This window comes from Glaciecola siphonariae (genome assembly GCF_042652645.1).
In the GTDB taxonomy this organism is placed as follows: Bacteria; Pseudomonadota; Gammaproteobacteria; order Enterobacterales; family Alteromonadaceae; genus Glaciecola; species Glaciecola siphonariae.
Genome location: NZ_JBHSGU010000002.1, coordinates 1,551,166 through 1,578,155 on the forward strand (window position 1 = coordinate 1,551,166; position 26,990 = coordinate 1,578,155).

Sequence of the window (26,990 nt, forward strand, 5' to 3'; positions counted from 1 at the left end):
ACTGTGAATAAGAAAACTGATTTAATATTTTTATTAAGCGTAGACACAGAGGAAGAGTGGGACTGGGAAGGCCCGTTTCCTGAGGGTGAGTTTTCTGTTGAAAACTTGCATAAGCTGCCTGAGTTTCAGTCTTTTTGCACACAAAAGGGAATCCGTCCCTGTTATTTTGTTGACTATGCTGCAGCCCAAGGCATTGCGCCTGACAGCGCGTTTGTCGAGCAGGTAAAAAACAATGAATGTGAACTCGGAGCACACCTACACCCGTGGGCTAATCCACCTTATTTCGACAAGCCCAATGAAGCAAACTCCCATGTTATCAACTTGCCAATTGAAGAGGTAAGTGAAAAGCTAGATGCTTTGATGGCGCTATTTGCTGAGCGTTTTGCATATCAACCAAAGGCATTTAGAACCGGACGCTGGGGCATATCACCCGAGATTATGGCCTTGCTTTGGTCGCGAGGATTTGAGGTAGATTCGAGCGTCTACCCGTTTTACCAAAATGAATTTTTTTCGTGCCAGGGCTCCCCTACTCGCCCTTATTGGCCAAGTGAAAATGACGTATTAAAAAGCGGTGAGCAGCATAACATCCTTGAGCTGCCTGTGACGGTTGGGTTTAATCGCCGTCCGTTCACCAGAGCAAACAAAATTCATCAGCGCCTAGATAGTCAAAACCTACAAGCATTTAAAGCCAACGCACTCTTATGGCACAGCAAACTGCTGCGCAAGATTTATTTGAGCCCTGAGGTATCAGAAACGAGCGACATGATTGCACTGTGTGAAGCGGCTATAAAAGAAAACGGTCCTTTGCTACATATGTATTTTCATAGTTCTAACCTCATCAGCAACGGCACCGGTTTTTTTAAAGCGCAAAAGCCCTTTGAAACCATCTGCCAGCGCATAGAAAAGGTGCTTAATCATTTATCGCACAAGCATAATATCGTGTTTATGACGCTCTGTGAGGCGAAAGTATATTTTCAAACAAACAAGCAGTTTATCGCCCCATGAGCATATGCTTTTCACTTGCTTGTAAAAAAGACAAACAGCGCTGGGATGACTTTGTGCTCGCCCATGATAATGCCACGGCCTATCATCTATTTGCTTGGGGAGAGGCGGTTGTAGCATCTTATGATTTTACAATGGAATATTGGATGGCGACCGCAGACGACGGCCTTATTGCGATATTGCCGGCGATTAAAATGCGAAGCCTCACAGGCAAGATGCACCTGTGTTCACTGCCATATTGCGATTTAGGCGGCATGCTTGTAAAGGCGGTGGATGCCGAACAGCAGCTGCACATCCAAACGCAGTTTATGCAGCATATAAGTGAGCACTATAGCGATGTAAATATCGCAAATATTGAAATTAGGGACAGCGCCGCAAAGGGTCTTGAGGCGACAGAAGTGCAAAAAGGCGAGAAAGTAAGGATGCTCTTACCATTACCAAATGATGCCGATACACTTATGGCACAGTTTAAGAGCAAGCTCAGAAGTCAAATTCGCAAAGCCGAAAAGAACGGACTGACTTTTCGTGTGTTATCGGGCGACAGCTTCAGGTTTTCGCATGGGGCAAACGAGGACACCGCCGGCGAGCAGGCCTTTAACGACTTTTATGCGATTATCGCAGAGAACATGCGCCTATTAGGCAGCCCTGTCCATGCTAAGGCCTGGTATCAGTCTTTGATAGAATCGTACAAAGACAAACTCTACATTGCGATTGTAGATTATGATGATATTGCCGCGGGTGCAGCATTAGTGCTGACTACGAACAATAAAGCCGTTATCCCTTGGGCGTCAACACGTGCGCAATATAATCGCCTCGCACCTAACATGCTGTTATATTGGGCGGTACTGAGTGAAGCCTGCCATCGCAACATGCAAGAATTTGATTTTGGTCGCTCTACCGTGGGCGAAGGCACTTATAAGTTTAAACAACAGTGGGGCTGCGTTGCGCAAGCCTTGAGCTGGAAACACTATTACAACGGCGCTCTCAAAGATGATAAAGAGCTGAACTCATCATTTGCAAGGGCGCTTGCCGAAAATGCATGGCGAAAACTACCGCTAGCGTTAACCACCGCGCTTGGCGCTAGAATACGCAAGTACATCAGTCTATAAGGAAATACTACGCATATGTGCGGGATTGCAGGCTTTCTTACCCAACATTATGATGAACTGAATAATCAGCATTTGCTGGCAATGGGCGATGCAATTTCACATAGGGGACCCGATGCTCACGGCGAATACCTCAACGACTTTGTGGGACTTTGCCATCGCCGCCTGAGCATTCTTGACCTAAGCGACGCGGGTAATCAACCCATGTATTCACCGTCTAAAGACCTCATTATTGTTTTTAACGGGGAAATTTACAATTTTCTAGAGCTCAAAGCCGACCTTATTGCGCAAGGAGTAAGCTTTTCCTCTGGAACAGATACCGAAGTTATCCTGCATTTATATGAGCGCGAGGGCAGTGCTTGTCTTGCTAAATTAAACGGTATGTTTGCGTTTGCAATTTGGGACAAGCGCGACAACTCATTGTTTATTGCTCGCGACCGCATTGGGAAAAAACCCCTGTATTATTTACAGCATGAGGGCAGGTTTGCCTTTGCATCAGAAATAAAAGCGCTGTTAACGCTGCCCAACATACCTAAAGACATCAGAAAAGACGCGGTGTACGACTTTTTTGCCTATCAATACATTCCAGACCCTAAAAGTATCTTTACGCACATACACAAACTTCCCCCGGGTCATTTCATGCGTTTGAATGCAGGAAAAGTACACATTGAAAAGTACTGGCATTTATCCTTCGCCAACACCTCATCAGCGAGTGAAGATAGTCTTAAAAACACGCTAAAAAAGATTGCTGCTCAATGCACAAAACGCCGCATGATAAGCGACGTTCCTTTAGGGGCGTTTTTGAGCGGAGGCGTAGATTCAAGTGGCGTTGTAGCGATGATGAGCGAGGCGTCTTCATCGGCTGTTAAAACCTGCACCATCGCCTTTGATGATAAAAAGTACAACGAAGCACAATTTGCCAAAGCGGTAGCAGAACAATATAAGACGGAACATCACGAATTTTTGGTTCACCAGAACGTAAGCGATACGCTAGAACATATTGTTAGTTTTTTTGATGAGCCCTTTGCTGACCCATCACTTGTGCCTACCTTTTTTGTATCTGAACTGGCACGAAAAGAGGTTACCGTGGCTATCGCAGGAGATGGCGGTGATGAGGTGTTTGCTGGCTATGAAAAATATACGCTTGATGACATTGAAAATCGACTTCGTGAGAAGTTTCCAGCCTGGGTTCGCAAGCATATTTTTCCGCCTTTAGCGAACTTGTTCGCTCAATCAGACGCAAAAGTTTGTAGGCGTGCAAAGTCTTTATTGACCAGCTTAAGTGTCTCGCCTGAGATGGGATTTTATATTACCAATTCTCAAATTGAAGACCGTCAATGGGATGCTCTGGCGTTAGACTCCTTTAAACAAGAGCTCGGTGCTTACCATCCTTCAGAGCATACACTGAATGCCTATCGGGATGCAGATGGTCCTGATCACCTATCAAAGATTTTGTATACCGATATGAAGACCTATTTACCCGGTGGCATATTGGTTAAAGTTGACCGCATGAGTATGGCCAATTCTCTTGAGGTACGCGCCCCCATCTTAGACAAAGACATACTAGAATTTGCCGCTACGGTACCTTCACATCTAAAATACAAAGATGGTGAAAAGAAGTACTTGTTAAAAGAAGCATTTAAAGACTTTTTGCCTGACGATATTTTGTATCGCAAGAAAATGGGATTTTCGGTACCTTTAGCACAATGGCTACGACATGAAATAAAAAGCATTGCCGAGCGATATTTGATGCACTCTCCACGGGGTTTGCCAGACTTTTTCAATATGGAAGTTGTTGGTAAATATTGGCAAGAGCATCAAACGGGCAAAGCTGACCACAGTTCACTTTTGTGGTCTATGCTAATGTTCGAAATGTGGTGGCAACGGTACGTAGATGATGCCTAATAACGCGATACGCAAAACAAGCGTCATGCACATTACCTATGACATGCGCATTGGCGGCACTGAAATGGTGATCAAAAACATCATTGAAGCGGCCGACACTGAGCGTTTTAATATGTCTATATTTTGTATTGAAGCGCCGCTTGGACCTTGGGGTAGCGCGCTCGAACAAGCGGGCATAAGCATAAACACACACGCTCGCAAGCCTGGCTTTGATCTTCGGCTAATCAGCGCAATACGACGCCACATCAAACTACACAATATCGACATATTGCACTGCCATCAATACACGCCATGGGTATACGGGGCGCTAGCCTCAATTGGCTTGCCCACTCGCGTTATCTTTACCGAACATGGGCGCTTCTATCCCGACTCTTCGTCATGGAAAAGACGAATTATTAACCCGGTTTTATCTGGCATTACACAGCGTATTACGGCGATATCTAAAGCAACAAAAACCGCATTGGCCGAGTTTGAATATATTCCTGAGCACAAAGTAAAAGTTATTTATAACGGTATCGATGGACTGGCTTATAACTCAGAAAAATCAGGCGAAATTAAACATTCTCTCAATTTATCAGGCGCATCTATAATATTTGGCACCATCGCCAGGCTCGACCCAATAAAAAATCACGATATGATGCTCAGAGCATTTGCGCAAACACTTACGGTGCACCCAAATGCAAAGCTGATCATTATAGGAGATGGTGAACTCAAGGCACACTTACTCAAACTGTGCGATTCACTAAAAATCAGAGAATATGTTATCTTTACCGGCTATATCCCATATCCAAAAGACTACCTAGCCCTGTTTGACGTGTTTTTACTGTCGTCACTGAGTGAAGGAACTTCAATGACGCTTTTGGAGGCCATGTCGCTTGGGAAGCCCTGTGTGGTAACTGATGCTGGTGGTAACAAGGAAATAGTCATCCACGAGCAGACTGGATTGGTTAGCGCGAATAACGATATGGAAGGTTTTGCCGACAACCTGATAAGGGTAGCCACAAATAAGCATCAGATGATTGAATATGGTAAAAACGCATCCGCTAGATTTAATGAGCAATTCACCAGCCGAGCGATGTTTGCTGAATATCGGCATTGCTATGACGGAGAGCCGTTAAATGGTTAAGATTCTTACAATCCTCGCCATCTTAGCCGCTGGTTTTTTTGCCATTTCAGCGCCTTATATTGCAGCGCTCTTATACACAACGGTATCGATATTACAGCCTCAATATATTTGGTTTTGGGTTTTCGACGACATCTCTATATTTCGAATTTCCGCCGGCATTGCGATTATTGCATGGTTGATTCACATGCTAAGAGGCGGAATAAATTGGCAAATGTATAACAACGGCATTTTTTTCGGCTTGCTCGGATTGCTCGCTCTGTATTATCTTTCCAATGCGTTCACGCCCTTCCCCTCCTATGGTTCTCGAATCGGCTCTGAACTCGTGATGGGCATTTTTACCACCATAGTAATTATGTTTTTTATTGTGTTGGGACTCATTAATCATGAAAAAGCACTTAAACTACTCGTAGTTTGCGTCGTCATTGTGACGCTTTATTATACCTATTGGGCAAACTCTGCTTATCTTGAGGGCAACTGGAGTCAGTTTACGAGGGGCCGTTTAAACGGTCCTCGCGGTAGTCCCTATAAAGATGGCAATATCTTTTCAGTACTGTTCGTAGTAGGACTGCCATTTGTCTTATTTGCGGTGGGTCAGGTAGAAAAAACGTGGCAAAAAGCTTTGTTAATACTCGCCATTCCACTCATTTGGCATGCAATGATATTGTGTGCTTCGCGCGGTGCATTATTAAGTGCGGCAGTTTCCACTCTCTTGGCCGCCCGAATGATAAAATCAAAATCCTTTAATATGGTGTTGCTCGCAGGTGCGCTGGTCTTTTTAATAGACCAAGGCGGCGAAATGCTGTCACGAACCGTTTCAACTGTTAAAAAGGCTGAGACCGAAGCTAACGAACCTATTAATCCGCGAGTCATCTCATGGCAAATTGCCTTTGACTTAGCTAAAAAACACCCTGTTTTAGGCGTTGGTCCGCAACGATTTTTAGAAGCATCTAGATTCTATTTCCCAGGAAAATCACCGCACGTCGCGCACAATACCTTTTTAAATTACGCGGCGAATTTGGGCTTTATTGCTGCATTTATATACCTCATGTTCTTTTGGGTGTCGTGGAAGATGTATAAGTGGAATCGTGATGCCCTTGAGGCGCACCCGGATAAACTGCATACTTACATCAATAAGGCTAGCTTTTGCTCATTGGTAGGTTTTTTTGTAGGCGCTACATTTTTGGACCTCATTATTTTTGAGCCTTTTTACTTTTTACTCATTATTATTATCGCCAACAATTTTATCTTGAAACAAAAAGTAAGCGCGAATGAAGCACTCGCAGCGGATGGCAAGAAGCAAGAAGAAGCCGGCCATGAACCATTAGCTAATGCAGGGAGCACCGGTGTATAACATTGTTATGTTTGCCTACAACGAAGAAAGGCATATTCAAACTGCGCTGGCCAATGTGCAGGCAAATATTGATGATCGTATCCAAACCGTTTACCTACTTGCAAATGGCTGCACCGACAAAACGGTAGAGCGCGCACTTGCTTATAAGACGGCACATGATTTTACCGCGCTTGATGTTGTTGAACTGCAGTTAGGCGATAAGTGTAACGCTTGGAATCACTATGTTCACATTATTCAAGCCAATGCAGAGTGTCATTTTTTCATAGATTCTGATGTCGTCTTTTCTGATAAATGCTTTCCTATTTTGTATGATGAGCTATTAAGCGCGAAACACGCGCCAAACATTATTGCAGGATATCCATTAAGCGGACGCAACCTTGATTTTTATACCATGCTCGTAGAGCAGCGCTCCTGTTTTTACGGCAATCTCTACGGTGCAAGCGCGCGCTACATTGACATGGTGCGGGATGTTCCGTTTTACCTCCCCATCGGGCTTAACTGGATAGATTCATTCTTAACAAAAGCTGCCAATACCGACATTCAATTTTTGGCTGATAACTTGCCCAATAGAGTTATTTATAAAAAAGGTGTTGGATTTAAATTTGAAAGCCTTTCACCGTTTAAACTTGCTGACATAAAGTTATATAAAAACCGTATTGCTCGATACGAGTTAGGAAAAATTCAAGAGCTATACTTAGACGACTTAGCGGTACGCGACTGGCCTCGACACATGAAAGATATCAACGCGGATATTTGGCGGCATTTTGAGGAGCGTACTGCTCACCTCGGATTTATAAAAAAGAAATTGGTCAAACAAAGGCTCAGCCGACTTGTTATAAAAGAAAGTCACCCATAGCATGAGCAGTAATCTCAAAAAAGGCGTGTTAAGCAGTGTTCTCTTAGTCGGCGAGTCCATTTTGAAAAAAATGGTGGGCTTAGTTAGTACCTTAATTTTAGCGCGCGTCTTGCTACCTGAAGATTTCGGCATTATTGCCATAGCGACCCTAGTGATTGGATTCATTGATATATTGTCAAATACTGGGTCTAATCAGTATCTGTTAAAAGTTGATCATCTCGACGAAAAAATCGCGAATACCGCCTTTACTATCAATCTAATTTTAAAAACCTTTATGGCCATATTGATGGCTTTCTCTTCTGTGTTTATTGCAGATTTTTATAACGACCCTAGGCTTGTAGGCGTCATTCTCTCATTAACCGCCATATTCTTTTTGAACAGCCTTAAAAACCCGGGCGAAGCATTTTTAAGACGTGATCAAAATTACGCTCGCTTGGTAAAAGTAAGCGTGTCCGCCAAGATAGTATCGGTAGCAGTAGCGGTTACCACAGCCCTTACCCTCGAAAACTATTGGGCCCTGGTGTTCGGACAAGCGAGCAACGCTATATTGATGCTAGTTGGCTCATATTACGTTCATCCCCATCGGCCTAAACTCACGCTTGCCAACGCCAGCGAACAATGGCAATTCTCAGGATGGATCATTCCCCAGTCCATCTTCGGCTATGTGCGTACTCAGTTGGACAGTTTCATTGTTAGCACGAACTTTGGGCAGTCGCAGTTAGGTTCATATCACACAATGAAGTACTTAGCCTTCATACCCAGTGCTCATATCCTTTTGCCAGTGATACAGCCTTTTTTGGTTGAGTTACGAAAAACCAAAGACGCACCTAATTATTTTGCCAAGCAATTTAACGCGTCTTTTATTATCACGATGCTTTTAGCGCTGCCTCTTGTGTGTGTCATGTTCTTTCATCACGAAAGTGTCACCGCAGTTTTGTTAGGTCCAAACTGGATACAATACTCTCATCTTCTCGGCGCGTTCTCTCTGCTCATTCCCGCCTTTGTTATGCTCAATCAAGGCACGCGCGTACTCATTATTTATGGTAAGACCAAACATATTTTTATTTACGAAATCATAGCTTTCACCGTGCTTTATTCATCGTTATTTTCGGTAGGCTTTGATGACATAGCCCTATTTACATACGTAAGAGTTGCGATTGAAAACTTAGTCTGCATCGTGTTTCTCATTTACGTTCTATTAAAATACACCACCATTAAAAATGCCTTATCACTGCTGAGTGCGTTCATTCCGCTGGGTACTGCGGCCTATGGCGCTATCATAGCGTCGTCTTATGTCAGTCATTGGGTCAGTCATTGGGTTAGTAATGTGTTTTTGGATTTAGTGATTGTCTCAGTTACCACTTTTTTTGTATTTTATACGCTTGTGTTAGTGTTCCACATGGCCCTTTATAAACGACTTCAGGAATGGCAATACTTAGAGGGGCTCGTGCTGCGAATTTTAGGTCCACTGACCAAGCGTCTAGCAAAAAGCAAAGAGGCGTATAAATGAAACTCTCGTTTGTGCAAAAAGCCCAAATTGCCCTGTCGAAAAAGAAACGCCTCTTGGTTCTAGGTGACTCTCACGCCAGTATCTTCAGCGAGAAAGGCTTTCAGCGGCTCTGTGATAGCCAGTATCGGTGTTACGTTGAGTCAGTGGGCGGAGCGACTATTTCAGGCCTCACCAACCCTAATTCAAAAACCAACGCGCTAGCGTCATTCAAGCAAAGCTACGAGCAGATAAAACCTGATGTTGTGATAACGCAGATTGGGGAAGTAGATACCGGCTTTGTAATTTGGTATCGCGCACAAAAATACAATGCACCGGTCACAGAAATGTTAAACAAAGCGCTTAATAACTACCGAGAGCTATTAAGCACTTTTAGAGGAAAAGACAAGACTATTGCCATCAGTGCGCCGCTGCCGACTATTCGCGACAAACAAGATTGGGGGGAAATTGCGAATGCACGAAAAGAGGTGAGTGCAACACAAGCACAAAGAACGGAGTTGACCTTACAGTTCAATCAGGCTGTTAATAAGATATGCGGTGATGTTGGCGTTGAATTTATTAATCTAGATGACGATTCTCTTGGCCCAAACGGGGTAGTAGCAGACTATCTGATAAACAGCGATAAAAACGACCACCATTACGATAAGGCCAGTTACCTGCCATTGCTTATTAAACATTTAAACGGAGTATTATGAAAAAGCTGTTAATTCGTCTACTGCCAACCCATTGCTACTTAATGCTCAGGTGGTACGACTTTAAGTTAAACCGTAAAAACAGTTTTAACAAAATACAGGCACTGAGAAGCGTTGACGATGAAAGTACCGGCGGCTATTTGCCTTTTGATAAAGCCAAAGCCATATTTGTCCATATTCCTAAATGTGCAGGCATATCCGTAAATAAGGCCTTATTTGGCAGTATTGCTGGCGGCCATACCACGCTTGACCAATACATCAATGTGTTTCCTCCCGCACAATTTCAGTCTTATTTTCGTTTTAGCTTTGTTAGAAACCCATGGGATCGTGTTGTATCAGCATATTGTTTTCTACAAAAAGGTGGAATTAATAAATGGGATGCCGACTTTTACGAAAAAGAAATAAAGCCATTCGGCAGTTTTGAGGACTTCGTAAAGGGTTGGTTAAAGCCTGAGAACTTGACCAAGCATCATCACTTTAAACCGCAGTACCTTTATCTTATCGACAAATACGATAAAGTCACCGTTGACTATATTGCTTACTTTGAAAACATCGAAGAAGACTTCAAAACCATTGCCAAGCGGATAGGGGTGAAGAATACTCTTGCAAAAAATAACGCGGTTAATCGAGCTGACTACCGCAGTTTTTATAATGACGAAACGCGCGAAATAGTTGCTGAGGTTTATAAAAAGGACATCGCTCTATTTCATTACAATTTTGCGGGCGTTGAGTCCACGGTTCGCAAACTCAAACTATGACCGGCACATGGTGTTGGTGTCACGCTTACAGTCTGAGTATTAAAAAGGGCGATATTCCCCATTTTATATAACACCAGGATTGACTGAACCCGCTAAAAACTAAAACTGAAAATACGCTTTATACAACTGACGACATAGGTTTTGTAATAACTCGGCGTGAAAGGTTTAAGCTTTATAGCTTTAGCATAGGTTGACATCGCGCGGCGATAATCGCCAGACGCTTGATATAAGGCATAGCCCAATTCCCAAAAGAGCTCTTTTGATACCTGATGCTTATATACCTTCAACTCTCGTTTATTTAAATCTACTAAATCGACTAATGCGTTTTTAGCCGTCATTAAACGTTCGAGCGCTTCTATGCGCCTTTCATAATTGTCAGAATCTTTGTTTGTGTCAGAAATATTGGCATCATGCACGTAGTATCGAACGTGGATTTGGTCAATAAACCCCATATTAAAACCACTTTTGAGCGCCATGATAATAAATAACCTATCTTCTCCAACCCTAAAGTTGGGAATGAGGTGTTTATCAAGAACGGTCTTTCTTAACACAGAATTTTGCAGACCATTGTCGAGTCCTGTCGTTAATTGCAGCAAAATTGCCTCTGAAGAGTCTAGCAGATAAACACCGTTTTCGGTTTTTCGGGCGATTGAGAAGAGCTTATTTGGCGCATCTGATGTGTAAAAAGTGCTGCGCTGTAGACATTCCTTGGTATCAAAATGATAGCGCTCGCAAGCCCCGTATATCCAACTTAGCTGAGGGTGCGCCTGCAGCGCTTGAACGCAGTTTTGAAGGTGGAAGGAATACCAGAAGTCGTCGCTATCAAAAAAAGCAACAAATTCTCCTTTTGCCGCGTTTATACCGGCATTACGTGCAGCCGCTGGGCCTTGATTAGTCTGTTCAAGTATAACAATAGGCTGTGTAATATCTTTGACCAAGTCTGCAAGAAGGCTCAAGGAGTCGTCAGAGCTACCATCATCAACAATAATTAGCTCCCAGTTCGTATATTGTTGACCACAAATTGAATCTATAGCCTGAGCGAGAAATCGTGCTCGGTTATAGATGGGCATGATAATGCTCACTAGACCATTGATACACTTACTCACGTCAGACTCTTATAGGTTTGCTCAAACTTTGTTACAAAGCTTTCTAGGCCAAAGTGCTCAACCACCCGCTTGCGAGCATTATTTGCTAGGTAACTACGTTTGCTTTCATCATCAATGAGGCTAGCAACGGCCTGTGCCAGCTGTGATGGGTCGTGCGCATTTACTAGCAAGCCAGATTCTGAGTCTACAATTGCCTCTGGAATGCCGTTGACACGCGTACTCACAATCGCTTTTTGCATCGCCATTGCCTCTAATATCGCAATCGGAAAGGCCTCCTGATGTGATGCACAAACAACGATATCGAGTTCATCCAAAAGTTTTAGTACATCAGGTACTTGACCATGAAAGGTCATAGAGGATTGCAAGCCAGCTTCCGTGCATTTTTGTTTTAAGTAGGGCTCTCGGGGTGCTTCTAATATGTCGCCACCGATAATATGAAAATGAAGGTGCGTATAATTGCTAACTAAAATAGCGGCCATCTCAATAAATTCGTCATGGCCTTTTCTTTTTTGCAAGTTCGCCACAATACCGACATGCAAGGACTCGCGCACTTTTTTTGTGCTTGGCGAGAAACGCGAAACATCAACGCCATTGTGAATCACCTCACACGATGCATTTGGCGCTAATGTGACCAAGTGCTTGGTGATGTCTGACTGAAGGTCTTGGGAACAAAATACGTAGCGGTCTGAACGCGGCATCCCCCTTAGCAACCAAGTAAGCTGACCTAAGGTAAAAGGAAAATGAAAATGAGAAAGCAACTTCACGCCTGCCAACTTCGCTGCTATTGCAACTGCCCTCGTGCAATAAGGGTCGGCGGTATGAATAATATCGATTCCTTGCGCCTTTAAAAATTTATACCATTGAAAAGTCTGGCTAAGAGTACTTAATGCGGTCGATAAACCGGGTTGCTCTAAAGGAAGCAAAAAAGATGCAATGTTGTTGTTTTGAGCCCAGCTGATGAGGTCACCGTGTTCTGGGCAAACGAGCGCGCTGGTAAAGTCTGCCTTACCTAAGCCCTGCATGAGCATTTGTGATACGCGCTCGGCACCACCAATTTTGGCCACACTATGCACAAACGCTATCTTAATCATGCTTATCGCTTCCCTTCATAGGATGAGCCAAATGTTCGATATGATGGTCTCGTATTATACGTTCTAGCTGGTCAAAAAACACTAGTGAATCTAGGTCATCACTATTATCAATCAGTCGCGCATTGCCGCCGTTTCTAGAGCGAATTGCGCGATTAGTAAAGTTGTCTTTTATTACTGCATTGCGCGTTTCCTTGAAGCGATATTCAATAGCATTACGATAACTGTGCTGCATAAATACATAGTTATTTTCAACACGCGTATTGGGGCTGGCCTCAAGAATAATTCCGGTATCTGCAAACGGGTCACCATTGTTAGTGTGATAAATCACATTGCCGCTGATTACGCCGCCCTCACTAAAATACTCAAGCGTATCGGTATCTCTATTTTTTAGCTTCATGCCAAAGCCGATGGAGCGGTCGTTATCAATAAATATATTGTTGGTTACTTTGTTATCTGAGGCATTTATCCAAAAGTGCACGGCATGTTGCGCAATGCGTCCGCCGGGACTCGCTATGTCTTTAAAAATATTGTTCTGTACGCGCCAGCCTTTTGCGCCCAGAGCATCTATGCCTCCTGTGTAGTAATAAGGAGCGATGCCGCGGGTGTATTGAAATATACAGTGTTCTACCAAGCCATCGTGTGAAATATTGTTAGGCCGTGATGCTTGGTCATAGCTGACTTTCAGCAGTTGCTCAAAACTATCCTGTAATATGCAATTTCTTATTATTGGCTTACTCGCCTGATTTTCTGCCGCAATCTGAATAAGATGATTAGGCGCATCACTTAAAGTGATTCCATCTAATACAAAGCCGCTAGCCCTGACCTCTAATACGTTTTGCACTCCCGAGGTACGGCGCATACCGCGGCTTCTAATGATTGTCGTATAAGGATTCTGTGACACCGACAACAGCATGATATTGTCGGACAGTACGCGCAAGGTTTGATTGATGTGGTACTCGCCGTCGTGTAAATAAATAGCGGTGCTGCCACCACGCTTGTTTGCGTTAGCAAGTGCTGCTAACAAGCTTTTACTGCTGTCGACTCGCTCAATGTAAAAATCATCAGGCACGGGCAGTTGCTCTGACATAAACTTTTTAAGCACAGTTGTTGGCGTTTTAACAGAAGAGCCTTGTGAGGAAAATGAGTCTATAAGACTAGGGCTTAAAAAAGCGCGAGCCTCATCGCTGTTCAGCAAAAAGGTAGCAAGCAATACGCAAAGCAAAATGCACGCGCCTAAACCGAGCAACAAGCGCCTTACATGTGCATTTACCTTTTGCATATATCAAGTTCCATTTGCGCCATCTCGCCTTTGCTTTGTGCGCGTGGGTTTAATCAATAACGCAACTATTATCAGAAAGATGGGGACTATCCAAATCAACCCATACGAGATTTTTTCAAAATAATACTTGTTGCTTATAAAGTGCTCAGGCCCCCTCCACAGTTTAAAGGGCTGGGTGAAGGCGCGTTGAAAAAACGCCTTGTCGTAGTCTTTATAGCCCGCTTCAACATAAAGCTGACTCGCGCTGTCTGCATTATCTGCTAATTCATGTGCGGCATAGGGCAAAACAACACCAAAATCCGGGTCGAATATGTAGGTTTTGTCTGCAAAATCGGCAGTCACCAATACATGCCCGGGCACCGTTACCATACTGGCCTCTATCCCATTATTTTCTAGAAGAGTTGTCATCAGCATAGACACCTCACCGCAAATGCCAATGCCGCGCTCCATGCTTTTTTCAGGCGTGACAAAGTGGTAACGCTCAAACTCAGGGATCCCCGAAAATCGCCCTACAACGTGCAAAATCCAATTTTCCCATATCGGTACAAGCTGATTAAATTTAGCGGGCTCATATCTTTCCCAATGTATATGCGCGGTTCCCTTTGCGATTACCGCGGCAAGTCGTTTTGCATATGCCAAGTCATCTTCTTGGGGCTTTCTCTCTACAGCTTGTCGATACTCTTCTAAGGATAAGCTGATGTCACCTTCGCCAAACCTAAGTTCATCTGAAAAAAACACCGGTGGTCGCAGAGACTGGGTCAATCCATATAGATTCACAAGCAATATTACACATGCTAGCGCAATACAAAAAAAACAAGCGATTCGCCGAAAAGTTTGCAGCATCAATGAACAACCTATCGTCATCTAAAAATATATATCGTATAGAGGTCAATAATAACGCAAAACGCACGCCTTGAGTACGCAAGTGCTTTTAATCATTTACTGCATGAATTTATCCGAGCAATTGTGTAGTCTTACATTACCGATTAATTAAGCTATCAAGGCATCCTTTCTTTTGGCCAACATACTGTTTATCGCGCAGCGAGTTCCTTTTCCGCCGAATAAAGGCGAAAAGCTGCGCTCATATCATCAAATCGAGTATTTGTGCCGAATAGGTCATCATGTAACCGTATTCTCCCCTGTCGAATCGGATACAGATGAGGAGTTCGCGAATCAACTGTCTGATAAATTAGGTGTCACTGTTGTTACAAAACCTTTGGCGCACAAGTTTGTGCGATTTGCCGCCGCCCTTTTGACTGGGCGCGCCATTAGCGAGGCAAACTTCTTCTCTCGCGCCTTGTTTGCACAAATATGCTTGCACGCTCATCAAGCCGACCTTATCTTTTGTTCAGCCTCATCCTTAGCCAAATATGTCTTTGATCTTAATTTAGAGGCAAACTACGACAAAAAGCCATTGTTGCTTATGGACTTTATGGACGTTGATTCAGACAAGTGGCAGCAATACGCTCATTCAGCGTCGTGGCCCATGACTCTAATCTACAAACGGGAACAAAGGCTGATCAAAGCGCTTGAAGCACAATCAGTCGCTTATTTTGACGCCGCTTTTTTAATTGCTCGGGCCGAATACGAACTGTTTCAAACGCACGTGTGCAAGTGCGACAATCTTCACATTCTGGGCAACGGCATAGATCAAAATGAGTTTAAACCTCACATCCAAGAAACTGAAAACGTCCATTTCTTATTTACCGGTGTGATGGACTATAAGCCAAACATTGACGCTGTGCTGTGGTTTGTAGAGAACTGCTGGCCCGCAATTTGCGAGCTAGTCCCCCATGCCCACTTCACCATCGCGGGCATGAATCCTGACGCAAAAATACAAGCCTTAGCAAAAGACAGTCGCATCGAAATTACCGGTTTTGTTGACGATATCATGCCATATTTTAACCGAGCACAAATTTTTGTTGCGCCGTTTCAAATAGCCAGAGGCGTGCAGAACAAAGTATTGCAGGCAATGTCATGCGCTCTGCCTGTTGTTAGCAGCCCACTCGGTGCAGAGGGCATTGAAAGTCAGCACAATTACGATATTGTGATAGCCGATTCGCCGCAGGCCTTCATCAGTCATTGCATAGCCTTGGCTAACAACGCTGACTTAGCGGCAGATATCGGCAAACATGCCCATGAAACTATCCGTCAACATTATTCGTGGGAAAGCGTGTTGGCGCCATTAGAGCGAATTATTAAGAAGGGAACTAACGCTTGAGACAAGTAATTAAAATAGTCCTGCAAAGTCTTGCTGCCCTAATTATGCTGCCGTTTACTCTCATATTCTTCCTGCTTGCGTTATTGGGTGGCAAAGATGAGGCAATTTCTAGCATGAGTCAATTGCTGTCGTTATTGCCCGGTAAAATCGGCGCTTATCTTCGAGCGGGCTTTTATCGATTTACCTTAAAACAATTTCATCCGAGCGTATTTATTGGCTTTGGCACCGTTTTTTCCCAAGCAGACATAGAAATATCGGAAGGCGTATACATAGGACCGCAGTGCAATATTGGTCTGTGTTCAATTGGCAAAGATACTCTGATTGGCAGTGGCGTTCATATTATGAGCGGTAAAAAACAGCACAACTTTGACAATCCTGATGTCCCAATACGAGATCAGGGAGGTCACTTTGAAAAAATCACGATTGGCGAAAATTGTTGGTTAGGAAATTGCGCGCTTTTGATGGCTAGTGTAGGTGACCGATGTGTAGTTGCCGCCGGTGCTGTGGTTGCTCAGGAATTTGATGGTAATGTATTAATTGCTGGAAACCCTGGTCAGCAGTTAAAGACGCTTTGAACGCTGCCGGTGCATGATACTAGCTTATTGGCGGCCTTCGAATAAAGCCGTAGCTTTTTCCACATGCGCTCGCCAATCGAGCTCTTGGATAACGTGCTCCCTGCCCTTTTTACCCATTTCGACAAGTTGCTCAGGGTCACTTAAAAGCGTGTTGACTGTATCTGCAATGTTTGCAGCATCGCTGCAATCAACCACCAATCCGCTTTGGCCAATGCGCATGGTTTCTTTAGTGCCGCCAGAGTCACCGGCAACCACGGCTTTCCCGCACGATTGAGCCTCAACCAACACCATTCCAAAACCCTCGATGTCGTTATCGATTGTTCTATTGGGTAAAATAAACAAGTCGCATTGCTGGTAACAGGCAATCATATCAGCATCCGAAATTTCGCTTAACAGTTGTACACTTGCTTCAAGCTTAAGGGTCTTCACTGAAGCCTCCAGTTCATTTTTGCATTCCCCGCTGCCGATTACTGCATAAAGAGCATCTGGATGGCGAGATAAAATCTGGGGCATGGCCTCTATCATCCTATCTTGGCCTTTGCGTTTTTGTAGACGCCCTACCGTCAAAATAACGCGCTTATCGGTCCATCCCATTTTCGCTCTGAAATTAGCATCGAGCGCCGTAGGCACAAATTTTTCGCAGTCCACTCCCGGGTGCAAAATATTTAATTTATGAGCTGGTGCATAATTGAGGCGAGTAACGATATTGGCGCTGTTTTGGCTATTGCAAATAAGATAAGACGCGCGTTTACAGACTTGCTTAACCATTAAATTATGTTCACCACTTGTCGCAGCTGTTTCAACGTCTTCGCCATGAACATAACAGATATAATCAATACCGCTTAGTAGACTTAGCAAATAAGCACTTACGCCTTCATGAATGACACGTCCGCAATGAATTTCAGTGATTTCATACTGTTTCACCAAGCGGCGCAGTTGCCAAACTGTGCGTATGTAAAACTTTAAGCCCTGCCAGCTCTTCAGTCCCCACTCTGGGCAGCTCAGCGGCATTCTTAGTATTCGCATACTTGTTTGCGCATCATAGAGCGGCCCGTCGATATGCTCGTTGGTAAGCACCACGACTTGCTCAGAGGGCAAGCGAGAATACAACTCCCAAAACCATCGACCGCTTCCCCCAGATGTAGGTGGGAAATTCTCGGTTAACAGCAAAATGCGTTTATTGCCCATTACGCGACCGCCTGTCATATGATTGCGCTTATTGAAAGATAATTTGGCATAAATAAAACACTGCTAATTGAGGTAAATTGACGAGACACTGCTGTGGACAAAGTCAAGTACCGCATCGTGCGATTTATCTTGATCCTGAGTGTCGACAAACGACACTGCAATAATTGCTCCCTGGCTTTGAACACCCTGTAGGGTAGCCGCTATTTGCTGCAATTTAGCGCGCTGTCTCGATATCATCCATTGACCATCAACGATGTAAAAATAATACACGCTACGTTTAACCCCAACCGATGAGGTAATGTTGTCAACAAGCATTGTATCGCCGTCAATGGTAACTCTATCGCGATTTACTAAGGTCCAGCGGTCTTGCTGATACAAACGGTGTAAGGAGGAAACGAGTTCGCCATCGCTTCCGTCGAAATAGGCATAGTAAACATCAAACTCTTCATCTTCGAGGCGATATGTTTGCTTTACTTCATCGCTTGCGCGCTTAAACAGGGGTTGCCATTCAAGCGGGCTTGATGACCCAGCGAGCTTAACTGCGCTGAGCGTTAAACTCGGATAAGGCGTGTCCGACGCCGATAAATTACTCATGCGATACTGTTGATAAAGGCTCAGTAGCAGGAAAGTACATAATGTAGTCAATGTTGCTATGGAAAAATTGCGCACCGGCAGGGGGAAGCTTGAGCTAACTTGCTTTTCATCATCGGATTTTGGTGTGGCCGATGCATTATGGTTTAATGCATTTTCATGGTTTAACGCATTTTCGGCTGACTTGAGCGACCTAGTCTCACGGGCTCGAATCCATTCGCCAATAAGCAAAAGCAGGATGATCACGAAAGCGAAGAAAAACCATCCATAAATCAAATGGTCGGCACCTACCGCATGCTCCATATCAGACCAATAGCCCACCAGTATTATTCCGTAAACACGCACTGCGTTAGCCAATATTGGCACAATCACAGAAAGGACCACAAACCAAATGCGCCGCGAGGCCGTTCGCAAATTCATATAGGCATACAAATTACCTATTACAATCGACGCAATTAAAAAGCTAACTCCCGAACAGGCTTCTGCGACTAAAAATTTGCCCTGAGGTATTTCGATAAACAAACCTGAACGAAAAAGCGGAATACCAGAAAGTTGAAGCATATACACCGAGATGTCGGCGGTAATCTCTTGTAAAAAGGGAACTAGCTCTTCACCAACCGGCACTGCAAATAAGACAAACACAAGAGGAAACTGCAGTTGCCACGCGATTTTGTCGCCCACAAAAAACCAAAACAAGGTGGGCAACATGGCAAATACCGCAATATGCTGAAACAGTTGGATATCGCCGGCCGAGCCCAATAAAAACAGAATAAGTTGGCCAAAAAGAATCAGCAGCGCAAGGTATGAGCTGCGTGCTTGTTGCCAATTGATATGCTTTCGCCGCTCCCATATCAAATAAATGCTCGCTGGGATAACCAAAGCACAATGATTAAATATTTCGTTACCAATCCAGATTACCGATGCACTGTAAATCGCATCATGAACCAATAAAGTCCAAAGCCCTAATGCTACAAGGGCAAATGCCATGCGTAATAGTTCACTGCTGCGGTAGTCTGCTGTTATCAAAATATATCGTCCTTATATATTTCGGACATGCTCGACCATTTATAGTCTTGCATGAGTTTTACGAGTTTTCCCTCCATCGCACTCAAATTTATGTAATGTCGCAAGCGGGATTTAAACGGTGCATTTTTTACCCTAGGCTGGTCTTTATCAATCTCCCACGGGTGGAAATAAAAATTATAGGGCTGACCAGTTTGCCTCAGATAAGCATCAATCCGTCGTTTTGATAACCAATACGGATACAGTCGGAAATAGCCTCCGCCACCAATGCCCTTATTGCCTTTATCTTGAGCAAGCGTTGGCACTGGAATTTCAACAATACCCTCTTTGCGCTTGTGCACAAACCTCGGCCAATCGGGCACGCCATATAAGTCGTGGGCGATCGGATAGGTGCTGCTTGAATACTTAAATCCAAGCTCTACCAGTATGTCAAAGACCCACTCATTGCTTTTATCGATAGAAAAACTAGGCGCACGATAGCCAATAACGGGCTGGCCTGATGTCTGCTCTAGAATATCTTTACTCTCAACGATATCTTGCCTGACATCGGCTTCTGACATCAAGGTGTTGCGACGATGATTAGTACCGTGGCTAGCCAGTTCATGGCCCTCATCGACAATGCGCTTAATTACGTCTGGACAGTGCTTGGCTACCCAGCCGAGGGTAAAAAACGTTGCTTTAACGCCGTTTTCATTGAACAAATCAATTAAGCGATGGGTATTGTCACCCACGCGGGGCGTTATGCTAGTCCAGTCATCGGGTGAGATAACCGACTCAAATGCAGATACGTGAAAGTAATCTTCAACGTCAACCGTCATTGCATGACAACGTGCTTTGCCTAGCGAAGCATTGGTCATGTTATCTCCCTTTTCCAAACAAGATGATTTCAACGGTGCGAATGAGAATCAGCAAGTCGAGCAACAGGCTCTGATGTTTCACGTAGTATAAATCAAACTTCAGTTTCTCTAATGAGTCTTTCACGCTCGCGCCATAAGGATAGTTAAGTTGCGCCCAACCGGCTAAACCCGGTTTTACATTATGCCGCTGCGCGTAATAAGGTACTTCTTTGATAAGTTGCTCTACAAATTCGGGACGCTCGGGTCTCGGGCCAATGAATGACATATCGCCGCGAATAACATTAAGCAATTGTGGAAGCTCATCGATACGATATTTTCTTATAAATGCGCCGATAGAGGTAACGCGGTTGTCGTCCTTTGAGGCCCACCGAGCGCCGTCTTGTTCAGCATCTGGTCGCATGCTTCTAAATTTTAAAATATCGAAGGGCCGATTATCTTTGCCAACGCGCTCTTGACGATATAACACCGATGCACCTGTGCGCCTACCATCGTCAAGATAAATGACTAAGGCTGTGAGCAGCATGATGGGCCAGGTGATAAACAACAATATCGCCGCTAAGGTAATGTTTAGCCAAAAATCCATTAATTCTCTGAAGTAGTTTTGCGACTGAAACCCATTGGAGTAAATGACCCAACTCGGATACATTAAATCCACCACAATTTGTCCCGTTTCGCGCTCCATGAAATCGAGTAAGTCAGTGACTTTGATTCCTTTTAAACGCGCATCAAACAAAACCTTTATCGGCAGCGTGCCGCGACGCTGATCGCAGGCAATAACAATTTCAGCCACCTCGTTTACCGAAATATATTCAATTAATTCGTCATCCAAAGCGATATCAATGCGCTTTTCGTTTTTGATACCTTCTTGCTTATCATCCCCTGCAATTGGCACGAATCCTAAAAGCTCAAAGTTAGCGCAGTCTACATCGCGGCGCATACGCTTTTCGATAACCGACGCACGAACGCCAGCGCCAATAATCAAGAGCTTAGGCCTGCTGTAAAAGGTATCGGTATTGTGTATAAAATACCGAAAGATGACTAAGGCCAACACAATCAAGGGAACGGCGGTTGGCGCATAAAGAGGATTAGGCGCAAATTGAGAAACAATGACGTTAGAGATAATGGTCACGGCAAAAAAACTAAGAATAACGCTGACGAATATCCGCCGAATAATTCCTCTAAAGGGCTCTCTTAGTCTTGCTTCGTACAAACCAACCGACAAATTAATTAACACAACTGACACCGTAAATATCGCAACGTTAAACAGGATAGTTAAGGTGTTTGCAGAATAAATTATGTCTAACCATTTGAGGCCTAACGCAGCAAAATAGGCGACATACGCAATGATTGCGGCTTCGCAAATAACGAGCTTTGCCGAGCGACGGCTCTTAGATTGCTGAGATGAAGGCATGTTGTTAAATATTCCTTTATATAGATAAACGCATTAAAAATTAAAGGTTGCGCGTGCAGTCTAGCGGCATTACATTAGAAATGCATGCATTATAGAGTAATGCGGCAAATCGTAAATACTGTTTTTAAATGCGTAATTAGTGATATTCTTAATTAATTAGTGCATAATTTCGGCGCTTCATAATAATATAATGGCGGTGCTCAAAAGCACACAAAAAGCGGATACATTAAGGAAAATCTCATGAAATACTCGCTACAATTTTTCATCGCTTTAAGCACTTTGTTTAGTGCAGCATTACTGAGCGGTTGTGCCAGCCACAGCGACTTACCGAGCGCCACATCCAGAGCGTCTCTCACCACAGATGTTAACGACTACCAATATTTGATAGGCCCCGGAGACCAACTTTCTATATTCGTGTGGCGTAATCCCGAAATTTCAGGCTCATTCACAGTACGCCCAGATGGCAAAGTGACCACCTCCCTCGTTGAAGACGTTGAGGTTGCAGGCCGCACTCCTACCATGCTTGCTCGACAGCTTGAAGAACAGCTTTCAACCTATATTAACAATCCTCGCGTCACGGTGTCGGTGGGAGGTTTTGTAGGTCCGTTTAGCGAGCAAGTGCGCGTAATCGGTGAAGCAACTAACCCACGCGCTGTAAACTACACTCAGCATATGACCTTACTAGATTTAATGATTGAAGTGGGTGGTTTAACTGAGTTTGCCAACGGCAATAATGCCAAATTGGTGCGCGTGGTTGATGGTCAGCAACGCACCTTCGAAATTGACATTGACGACCTTATTAAAGAAGGTGATATCTCCAAGAACGTAGATATATTGCCAGGCGATGTCGTCATTATTCCTGAAGCCTGGTTCTAAACACTGAGAAACTAAATGCAAGATTTTCAACAAACAATCCAGCTCGTACTGGATTATATCCGAGGGATTTGGATTCGAAAGCGGTATCTTATCATTTCTTCTTGGCTGATATGTCCTATTGGCTTTGCTTATGTGGCCAATTTACCCGATGTGTACGAGTCAAAAGCTCAAGTTTTTGTAGACACCCGTTCAATGCTAGCGCCCTTGCTCGTGGGTATTTCGATATACTCAAATCCAGAGCAAGAGGTACAAATGATGGCCAAGACGCTTTTGAGCAGGGCCAACGTTGAAGAAATTGCCAGAGAATCGGATCTAGACATAACTGTAACAAATGATGCCGAGTACGAAGAGCTCATTGCCATGCTTACAAGCTCTATCAAACTTCGTTCTACCGGTCGTGACAACATATTTACTATTTCCTTTGCAGCAGAGCGCCCGCAAATGGCCCGAACCGTTGTGCAGGAGACTTTAGACTTATTTGTAGAGGGCTCACTGGGTAATAACCGACGGGATTCAGATACCGCAACACGATTTTTAGATGAACAGATCGCCGAATATGAAGCGCGTCTGTCAGAGGCGGAGCAACAAAGAGCTGATTTTCAGCGCGAACATGCTGACATACTCCCGATGCAGGGAACATTTCACAGCAATCTGCAAAACCTCACACAACAACTCAGCGACACACGCTTAGCCATTAGAGAGGCACAGCAACAGGCAAACGCGCTGAAATCTAGGCTAACCAATCAGCGGGCATCGTCTGACAGTTTTTCTGCACGAAACGGTGACTCCGCACCCGGCATCACAACTCGCTTTGATTCTCGAATTAAGGGCCTTGAAGAGCAATTAGACGTTTTACGGCTGCGCTTTACTGACCAACATCCTGACGTGCTAGAAACCACGGCCTTACTTAATTCTCTACAAGAAGCGCGTGACAAGGAAGTACAAGCCTTCCTCAGCCAAGAAAACACAGCTGACGTACCGCTCAATCCACTAAACCAAGAAATAACTCTAGAAATTAGCAAGTTAGAAGGCCAAATCGCATCATTGCGCGTGCGAGAATCCGACTTTTTGACTAAGATCACCGACTTACAAAACAAGATTGATCTTGTTCCGCAAATAGAAGCGGAAGGTATGTCAAAAAACAGAAACTACGATATTGTTAAACAAAAATACGAAGAGCTGCTTGCACGCAAAGAGTCTGCTGACATTACCAAACGTGCTGAAGTTTCGTCAGAAGACCTGCAATTTAGGATCATACAACCGCCTCTAGCGCCACCTGAGCCGACAGGTCCTAATCGCTTTATTTTTTATACTGGTATTTTGTTTGTTGGTTTCGGTTCTGGGATTGGCATTGCATTTTTATTAAGCCAAGTCACTCCGGTATTGGTGCGTGGTCAGCAGCTTACCTCAATGACCGGCTTCCCAATTTTAGGCGCGGTTACTCACCTGCAAATGGAAGCAGTCAAAAAGCGCAATCGCATAAGGATGCTTGTGTTTATTGCCTCTAGCGGAGCTATCCTCTTTATGTATAGCGTATTGGTAGTGGCAGATATCATGAATATCGACGTATTAAGTAAGGTGATGTCATGAAAAGTACGATAGAAAAGGCATTGCAACGTCAAAAAGAAGCTGAAGCTGCTAAACGCGCCGCAGAGCAAACATCTGCAAAAGAAGCAGATGGGAGCAGCGCAGGCACTGAGCTTAATGCTCAAACGCAAGAAAGCCAAACTTCGCTTGAACGGGCGGCTGAAAAGCAAAAAGACCAGCAGGCTCAAAAGGCGGTAACAAATGACGACGCTGCGGCAGCAGACAATACGGGTGCTGATGAAAATAACGCACCTTTAGACAACTCGGCGGCAAACGTTTCAGAGCAACAGAGTCCAGAGCAAGAGGTCTCGGAGCAAAAAGCAGTGTCTGGGTCTCCTGCAGACGAGCACAATATCGATGATGTAATTGCGAGCAAGCAGGCCGAGACCGACAAGCACATCGACATCGACGTCGCACGGTTAGAAGCGCTTGGCTTTGTCACACTCACCAACGCTCGACGACAAATTAATGAAGAGTACCGAGAAATAAAGCGCAAATTGATTCAGAACGCTTTTGGTCCACTCTCTAAGACCCTAGCCAATAGCAATATTATTATGGTGAGCAGCGCTCGCCCCTCAGAGGGCAAAACCTTTACCGCCGTGAACCTTGCTCTAAGTATCGCCGCCGAACAAGACAAAACGGTGTTACTGGTGGATGCAGATGTGCTCAAACCCAACGTATTGCGTACCTTAGCTGTCCCAGAGAAGAAGGGGTTAATGGATTATTTATTAGGTGAGTCTGAGGATATAAGCGATGTTATTTACCGCACAAACGTTCCCAAATTGCGCATCATCCCGGCGGGCAGTTCTCACCATTTGTCGACCGAATTGCTAGCAAGCGGGATCATGAGTGAAACAGTGAATGAGTTCTCTACTCGATATAAAGACCGTGTGGTCATCATCGACACGCCCCCTCTAATTGGCATTAATGAGTCGGCTGTTTTGGCAAGTTTTGCTGGTCAAGCGGTCATTGTGGTAGAAGAAGGCCGTACTAAGCTTCACGACATTCAACATTCTGTTGAGCGATTAAACCCAGATATGGCCATCGGTTTTGTTGTTAATAAATCGATTACCAATACCGAAACCGGCGGATACTACGGCTACAGTTATTATGGCTCTGACCGAGAGCCTGCATAGTTACTGAGCCGTCAAGAATATGGATGATTAGGTCTGAACTTATGGAAAGGGCGAAAAACCAACGATGAAGCGGATTACACAATATAGCGGCATGGCAGTTGCTCTGTTCGCAAGCAACTTCGCCTTGTCAGGGGAGCTTGACCTGAATGCCGGTGTTTCGACTGAGTATGTTATTCAGTCGGTTGAAGATATTGAAAATGATAACGACATCGATTCTGACAACCTCATTGTTCGTCCATTTTTATCAGCAACTTACCAATCTAAAGACCTCAGTGCATTAGTTAGAGCTACTCACAACCATGTTAGGCGTTCGTTAGATGACGCTGATGCGAGTAACAACTACACCGATTTTAATTACTTGGGTCGATACGACGTTATTGAAAATCTGCTTAACTTACAGGTAAACGGCACCCAGAATTACCGTTCGCAGTCGGCAAACTCTTTTCTTGTAGACGATTTTTTATTAAACGCTGAAAACCTCCGCAAAAATAAAACCAATGCAGCCTCATTAACGCTAAGCATGCCCACCGGTAGATACGTTGGCATTAGTGCTCGTGCGGGCATCAGCTCTATTGATTCTAAGTCTGAGGCACGAGAGATATCACCCGACTCCAGACAAATCGATATAAGTAGCACAAACCTTGACGCCACCGTGTTTATTGAGAGTGGAAGAGATTTAAGACCATTCTTGTATGATGTTAGCGGCACTTTTAGGAAGTCTGACCGTGAAAATAACCAAGACTTTGAAAGTCAAACCGTGAATCTCACCGTTGGTAGCAATGTTTCTGCAGATGTAAGCCTACGTTTATTAGGCTATTACGAGAACAATGACATTAGCCGTGACGATAGTATTACCGGTGAGAGCACAAACGCACTTCGAGAGTTTTATTCTTATGGTATTGGCGTAGCTTGGCAACCTTCAAATAATCGCTTTATTGAACTTGGGTGGAATCGGTCAACAACAAAAGGCCGCTTGGGCGAAGACGACGACGAAGATGACTATTTAAGTGTTGACCTGCGGTGGAATCTCTCGTCACGCACCAGTCTCAGCGGCAGCTATGCTCGCAGGTTTTTTGGCAGCTCTGGAAGCTTTAGGTTTAATCACAATTTACGAAATTGGCGCAGTGGAATAACGTACACGGAGAATGTCACGACCAACTCTCAACTTCTTTTTAATCAAGAACAAGGTTTGTTTGTCTGCGCCAACGGCAGTACAGATTTGAGCGATTGCAGCTTGTCAGACGGTATAAGCGAAGAAGATTTAGGACCAGATGACATTCTTGTTCCTGGTCTAATTAACGACTTTGAGTTAAACGACCGAGTTGTTATTCGTAAGGCCTTAACGGCCCAAACGGCCTTAGATTTAAGACGTACTCGTTTAAGCGCGTCAATCAGCAAAAGCAACAGTGAAGAGGTAGAATCGTTTAGAGATATCGATACCATCACCGGCCGCCTACAAGCAAACTTCCAAATAAGTGAGCGTACCTCAATTAATGCCAACCTGACTTATTCAGATGTTGAACGCGATACTGATGACGAACTAACCGGCAGTGTCATCAAAGAAGCTGGAATCAGATTAGAGAGACGTTTTACGCGTCGTTTTTTTGCATCTGCTGGGTATCGTTATCTTGATAGAAACGGAGACACGATTGGTAACGCAGGCGGAATTCAGGGAATAAGAGGCCCGTTAACAGACAACAGGTTCTCTGTTGAAATCCGTTATGAGTTTGATACGCGTCGATAACA

The 26,990-nt window shown here is 44.3% G+C and carries 23 protein-coding genes; 15 read left to right on the forward strand and 8 right to left on the reverse strand.

The annotated features are described in order from the left end of the window. Positions 1 to 3 precede the first annotated feature (3 nt). The 9 genes from ACFO4O_RS08230 to ACFO4O_RS08270 are packed head-to-tail and all read left to right on the forward strand — an operon-like array spanning position 4 to position 10,303. Positions 4 to 1,005 carry a polysaccharide deacetylase family protein gene (locus ACFO4O_RS08230; RefSeq protein ID WP_382407298.1) on the forward strand — a complete coding sequence of 334 codons (1,002 nt, stop codon included), beginning with the start codon at positions 4 to 6 and terminating at the stop codon, positions 1,003 to 1,005. Next, positions 1,002 to 2,111, forward strand: a complete 1,110-nt coding sequence (locus tag ACFO4O_RS08235; RefSeq protein WP_382407300.1) for a GNAT family N-acetyltransferase — start codon at positions 1,002 to 1,004, stop codon at positions 2,109 to 2,111. The genes ACFO4O_RS08230 and ACFO4O_RS08235 overlap by 4 nt, the downstream gene beginning before the upstream one ends. Positions 2,112 to 2,126: 15 nt before the next feature. Continuing rightward, positions 2,127 to 4,013 carry an asparagine synthase (glutamine-hydrolyzing) gene (gene asnB / locus ACFO4O_RS08240; RefSeq protein ID WP_382407302.1) on the forward strand — a complete coding sequence of 629 codons (1,887 nt, stop codon included), beginning with the start codon at positions 2,127 to 2,129 and terminating at the stop codon, positions 4,011 to 4,013. Next, positions 4,003 to 5,139 carry a glycosyltransferase gene (locus ACFO4O_RS08245; RefSeq protein ID WP_382407303.1) on the forward strand — a complete coding sequence of 379 codons (1,137 nt, stop codon included), beginning with the start codon at positions 4,003 to 4,005 and terminating at the stop codon, positions 5,137 to 5,139. The genes asnB and ACFO4O_RS08245 overlap by 11 nt, the downstream gene beginning before the upstream one ends. Further along, positions 5,132 to 6,490: an O-antigen ligase family protein gene (locus tag ACFO4O_RS08250; RefSeq protein ID WP_382407305.1), complete on the forward strand. Its 1,359-nt coding sequence runs from the start codon at positions 5,132 to 5,134 to the stop codon at positions 6,488 to 6,490. The genes ACFO4O_RS08245 and ACFO4O_RS08250 overlap by 8 nt, the downstream gene beginning before the upstream one ends. Then, a complete protein-coding gene (locus ACFO4O_RS08255) occupies positions 6,483 to 7,346 on the forward strand; it encodes a glycosyltransferase family A protein (protein WP_382407306.1) in 864 nt (287 codons plus the stop codon). The genes ACFO4O_RS08250 and ACFO4O_RS08255 overlap by 8 nt, the downstream gene beginning before the upstream one ends. A gap of 1 nt (position 7,347) precedes the next feature. Next, entirely contained in the window at positions 7,348 to 8,856 is a 1,509-nt protein-coding gene (locus ACFO4O_RS08260; RefSeq protein ID WP_382407308.1) for an oligosaccharide flippase family protein, read from the forward strand. Continuing rightward, positions 8,853 to 9,548 (forward strand): SGNH/GDSL hydrolase family protein, encoded by a 696-nt coding sequence (locus tag ACFO4O_RS08265; protein ID WP_382407310.1) that lies wholly within the window; start codon positions 8,853 to 8,855, stop codon positions 9,546 to 9,548. The genes ACFO4O_RS08260 and ACFO4O_RS08265 overlap by 4 nt, the downstream gene beginning before the upstream one ends. Continuing rightward, a complete protein-coding gene (locus ACFO4O_RS08270) occupies positions 9,545 to 10,303 on the forward strand; it encodes a sulfotransferase family 2 domain-containing protein (protein ID WP_382407312.1) in 759 nt (252 codons plus the stop codon). Before ACFO4O_RS08265 ends, ACFO4O_RS08270 begins: the two co-directional genes overlap by 4 nt. 92 nt (positions 10,304 to 10,395) lie before the next feature. Here the strand turns inward: ACFO4O_RS08270 and ACFO4O_RS08275 are convergent, their stop codons facing one another. From ACFO4O_RS08275 to ACFO4O_RS08290, 4 genes are read right to left on the reverse strand one after another with little or no spacing between them, the layout of a single operon-like run. Beyond that, positions 10,396 to 11,409: a glycosyltransferase family 2 protein gene (locus ACFO4O_RS08275; protein ID WP_382407314.1), complete on the reverse strand. Its 1,014-nt coding sequence runs from the start codon at positions 11,407 to 11,409 to the stop codon at positions 10,396 to 10,398. Beyond that, entirely contained in the window at positions 11,406 to 12,500 is a 1,095-nt protein-coding gene (locus tag ACFO4O_RS08280; protein WP_382407316.1) for a glycosyltransferase, read from the reverse strand. Before ACFO4O_RS08280 ends, ACFO4O_RS08275 begins: the two co-directional genes overlap by 4 nt. Then, positions 12,493 to 13,779 (reverse strand): right-handed parallel beta-helix repeat-containing protein, encoded by a 1,287-nt coding sequence (locus tag ACFO4O_RS08285; protein ID WP_382407318.1) that lies wholly within the window; start codon positions 13,777 to 13,779, stop codon positions 12,493 to 12,495. The genes ACFO4O_RS08280 and ACFO4O_RS08285 overlap by 8 nt, the downstream gene beginning before the upstream one ends. A 3-nt stretch (positions 13,780 to 13,782) precedes the next feature. Next, positions 13,783 to 14,541 (reverse strand): hypothetical protein, encoded by a 759-nt coding sequence (locus ACFO4O_RS08290; RefSeq protein ID WP_382407320.1) that lies wholly within the window; start codon positions 14,539 to 14,541, stop codon positions 13,783 to 13,785. Between the two features lie 253 nt (positions 14,542 to 14,794). Here ACFO4O_RS08290 and ACFO4O_RS08295 point away from each other — a divergent pair, with 253 nt between their 5' ends. Then, positions 14,795 to 16,000: a TIGR03087 family PEP-CTERM/XrtA system glycosyltransferase gene (locus ACFO4O_RS08295; RefSeq protein WP_382407322.1), complete on the forward strand. Its 1,206-nt coding sequence runs from the start codon at positions 14,795 to 14,797 to the stop codon at positions 15,998 to 16,000. Continuing rightward, the gene (locus ACFO4O_RS08300) at positions 15,997 to 16,575 is read left to right on the forward strand and encodes an acyltransferase (protein WP_382407324.1); all 579 of its coding nucleotides are present in this window, start codon (positions 15,997 to 15,999) and stop codon (positions 16,573 to 16,575) included. The genes ACFO4O_RS08295 and ACFO4O_RS08300 overlap by 4 nt, the downstream gene beginning before the upstream one ends. Before the next feature lie 24 nt (positions 16,576 to 16,599). Here ACFO4O_RS08300 and ACFO4O_RS08305 read toward each other — a convergent pair whose 3' ends face one another. Genes ACFO4O_RS08305 through ACFO4O_RS08320 form a run of 4 tightly spaced genes read right to left on the reverse strand, consistent with a single transcriptional unit; the run spans position 16,600 to position 21,645 of the window. Further along, positions 16,600 to 17,781: a glycosyltransferase family 4 protein gene (locus ACFO4O_RS08305; protein WP_382407326.1), complete on the reverse strand. Its 1,182-nt coding sequence runs from the start codon at positions 17,779 to 17,781 to the stop codon at positions 16,600 to 16,602. Positions 17,782 to 17,826: 45 nt separating this feature from the next. After that, a complete protein-coding gene (gene xrtA / locus ACFO4O_RS08310) occupies positions 17,827 to 19,380 on the reverse strand; it encodes an exosortase A (RefSeq protein WP_382407328.1) in 1,554 nt (517 codons plus the stop codon). Further along, positions 19,377 to 20,234 carry an XrtA system polysaccharide deacetylase gene (locus tag ACFO4O_RS08315; protein ID WP_382407330.1) on the reverse strand — a complete coding sequence of 286 codons (858 nt, stop codon included), beginning with the start codon at positions 20,232 to 20,234 and terminating at the stop codon, positions 19,377 to 19,379. The genes xrtA and ACFO4O_RS08315 overlap by 4 nt, the downstream gene beginning before the upstream one ends. 1 nt (position 20,235) lies before the next feature. Continuing rightward, positions 20,236 to 21,645 (reverse strand): TIGR03013 family XrtA/PEP-CTERM system glycosyltransferase, encoded by a 1,410-nt coding sequence (locus tag ACFO4O_RS08320; protein ID WP_382407332.1) that lies wholly within the window; start codon positions 21,643 to 21,645, stop codon positions 20,236 to 20,238. Between the two features lie 240 nt (positions 21,646 to 21,885). Between ACFO4O_RS08320 and ACFO4O_RS08325 the strand changes: the two genes are divergently transcribed. The 4 genes from ACFO4O_RS08325 to ACFO4O_RS08340 all read left to right on the forward strand — a co-directional run bounded on the left by ACFO4O_RS08325 (position 21,886) and on the right by ACFO4O_RS08340 (position 26,988). Further along, a complete protein-coding gene (locus tag ACFO4O_RS08325; RefSeq protein WP_382407334.1) occupies positions 21,886 to 22,521 on the forward strand; it encodes an XrtA/PEP-CTERM system exopolysaccharide export protein in 636 nt (211 codons plus the stop codon). A 15-nt stretch (positions 22,522 to 22,536) separates the two neighbouring features. Then, a complete protein-coding gene (locus ACFO4O_RS08330) occupies positions 22,537 to 24,111 on the forward strand; it encodes an XrtA system polysaccharide chain length determinant (RefSeq protein ID WP_382407336.1) in 1,575 nt (524 codons plus the stop codon). After that, positions 24,108 to 25,244: an XrtA-associated tyrosine autokinase gene (locus tag ACFO4O_RS08335; RefSeq protein WP_417398456.1), complete on the forward strand. Its 1,137-nt coding sequence runs from the start codon at positions 24,108 to 24,110 to the stop codon at positions 25,242 to 25,244. Before ACFO4O_RS08330 ends, ACFO4O_RS08335 begins: the two co-directional genes overlap by 4 nt. Positions 25,245 to 25,308: 64 nt before the next feature. Further along, positions 25,309 to 26,988, forward strand: a complete 1,680-nt coding sequence (locus ACFO4O_RS08340) for a TIGR03016 family PEP-CTERM system-associated outer membrane protein (protein ID WP_382407338.1) — start codon at positions 25,309 to 25,311, stop codon at positions 26,986 to 26,988. The last annotated feature ends 2 nt before the right edge of the window (positions 26,989 to 26,990 follow it).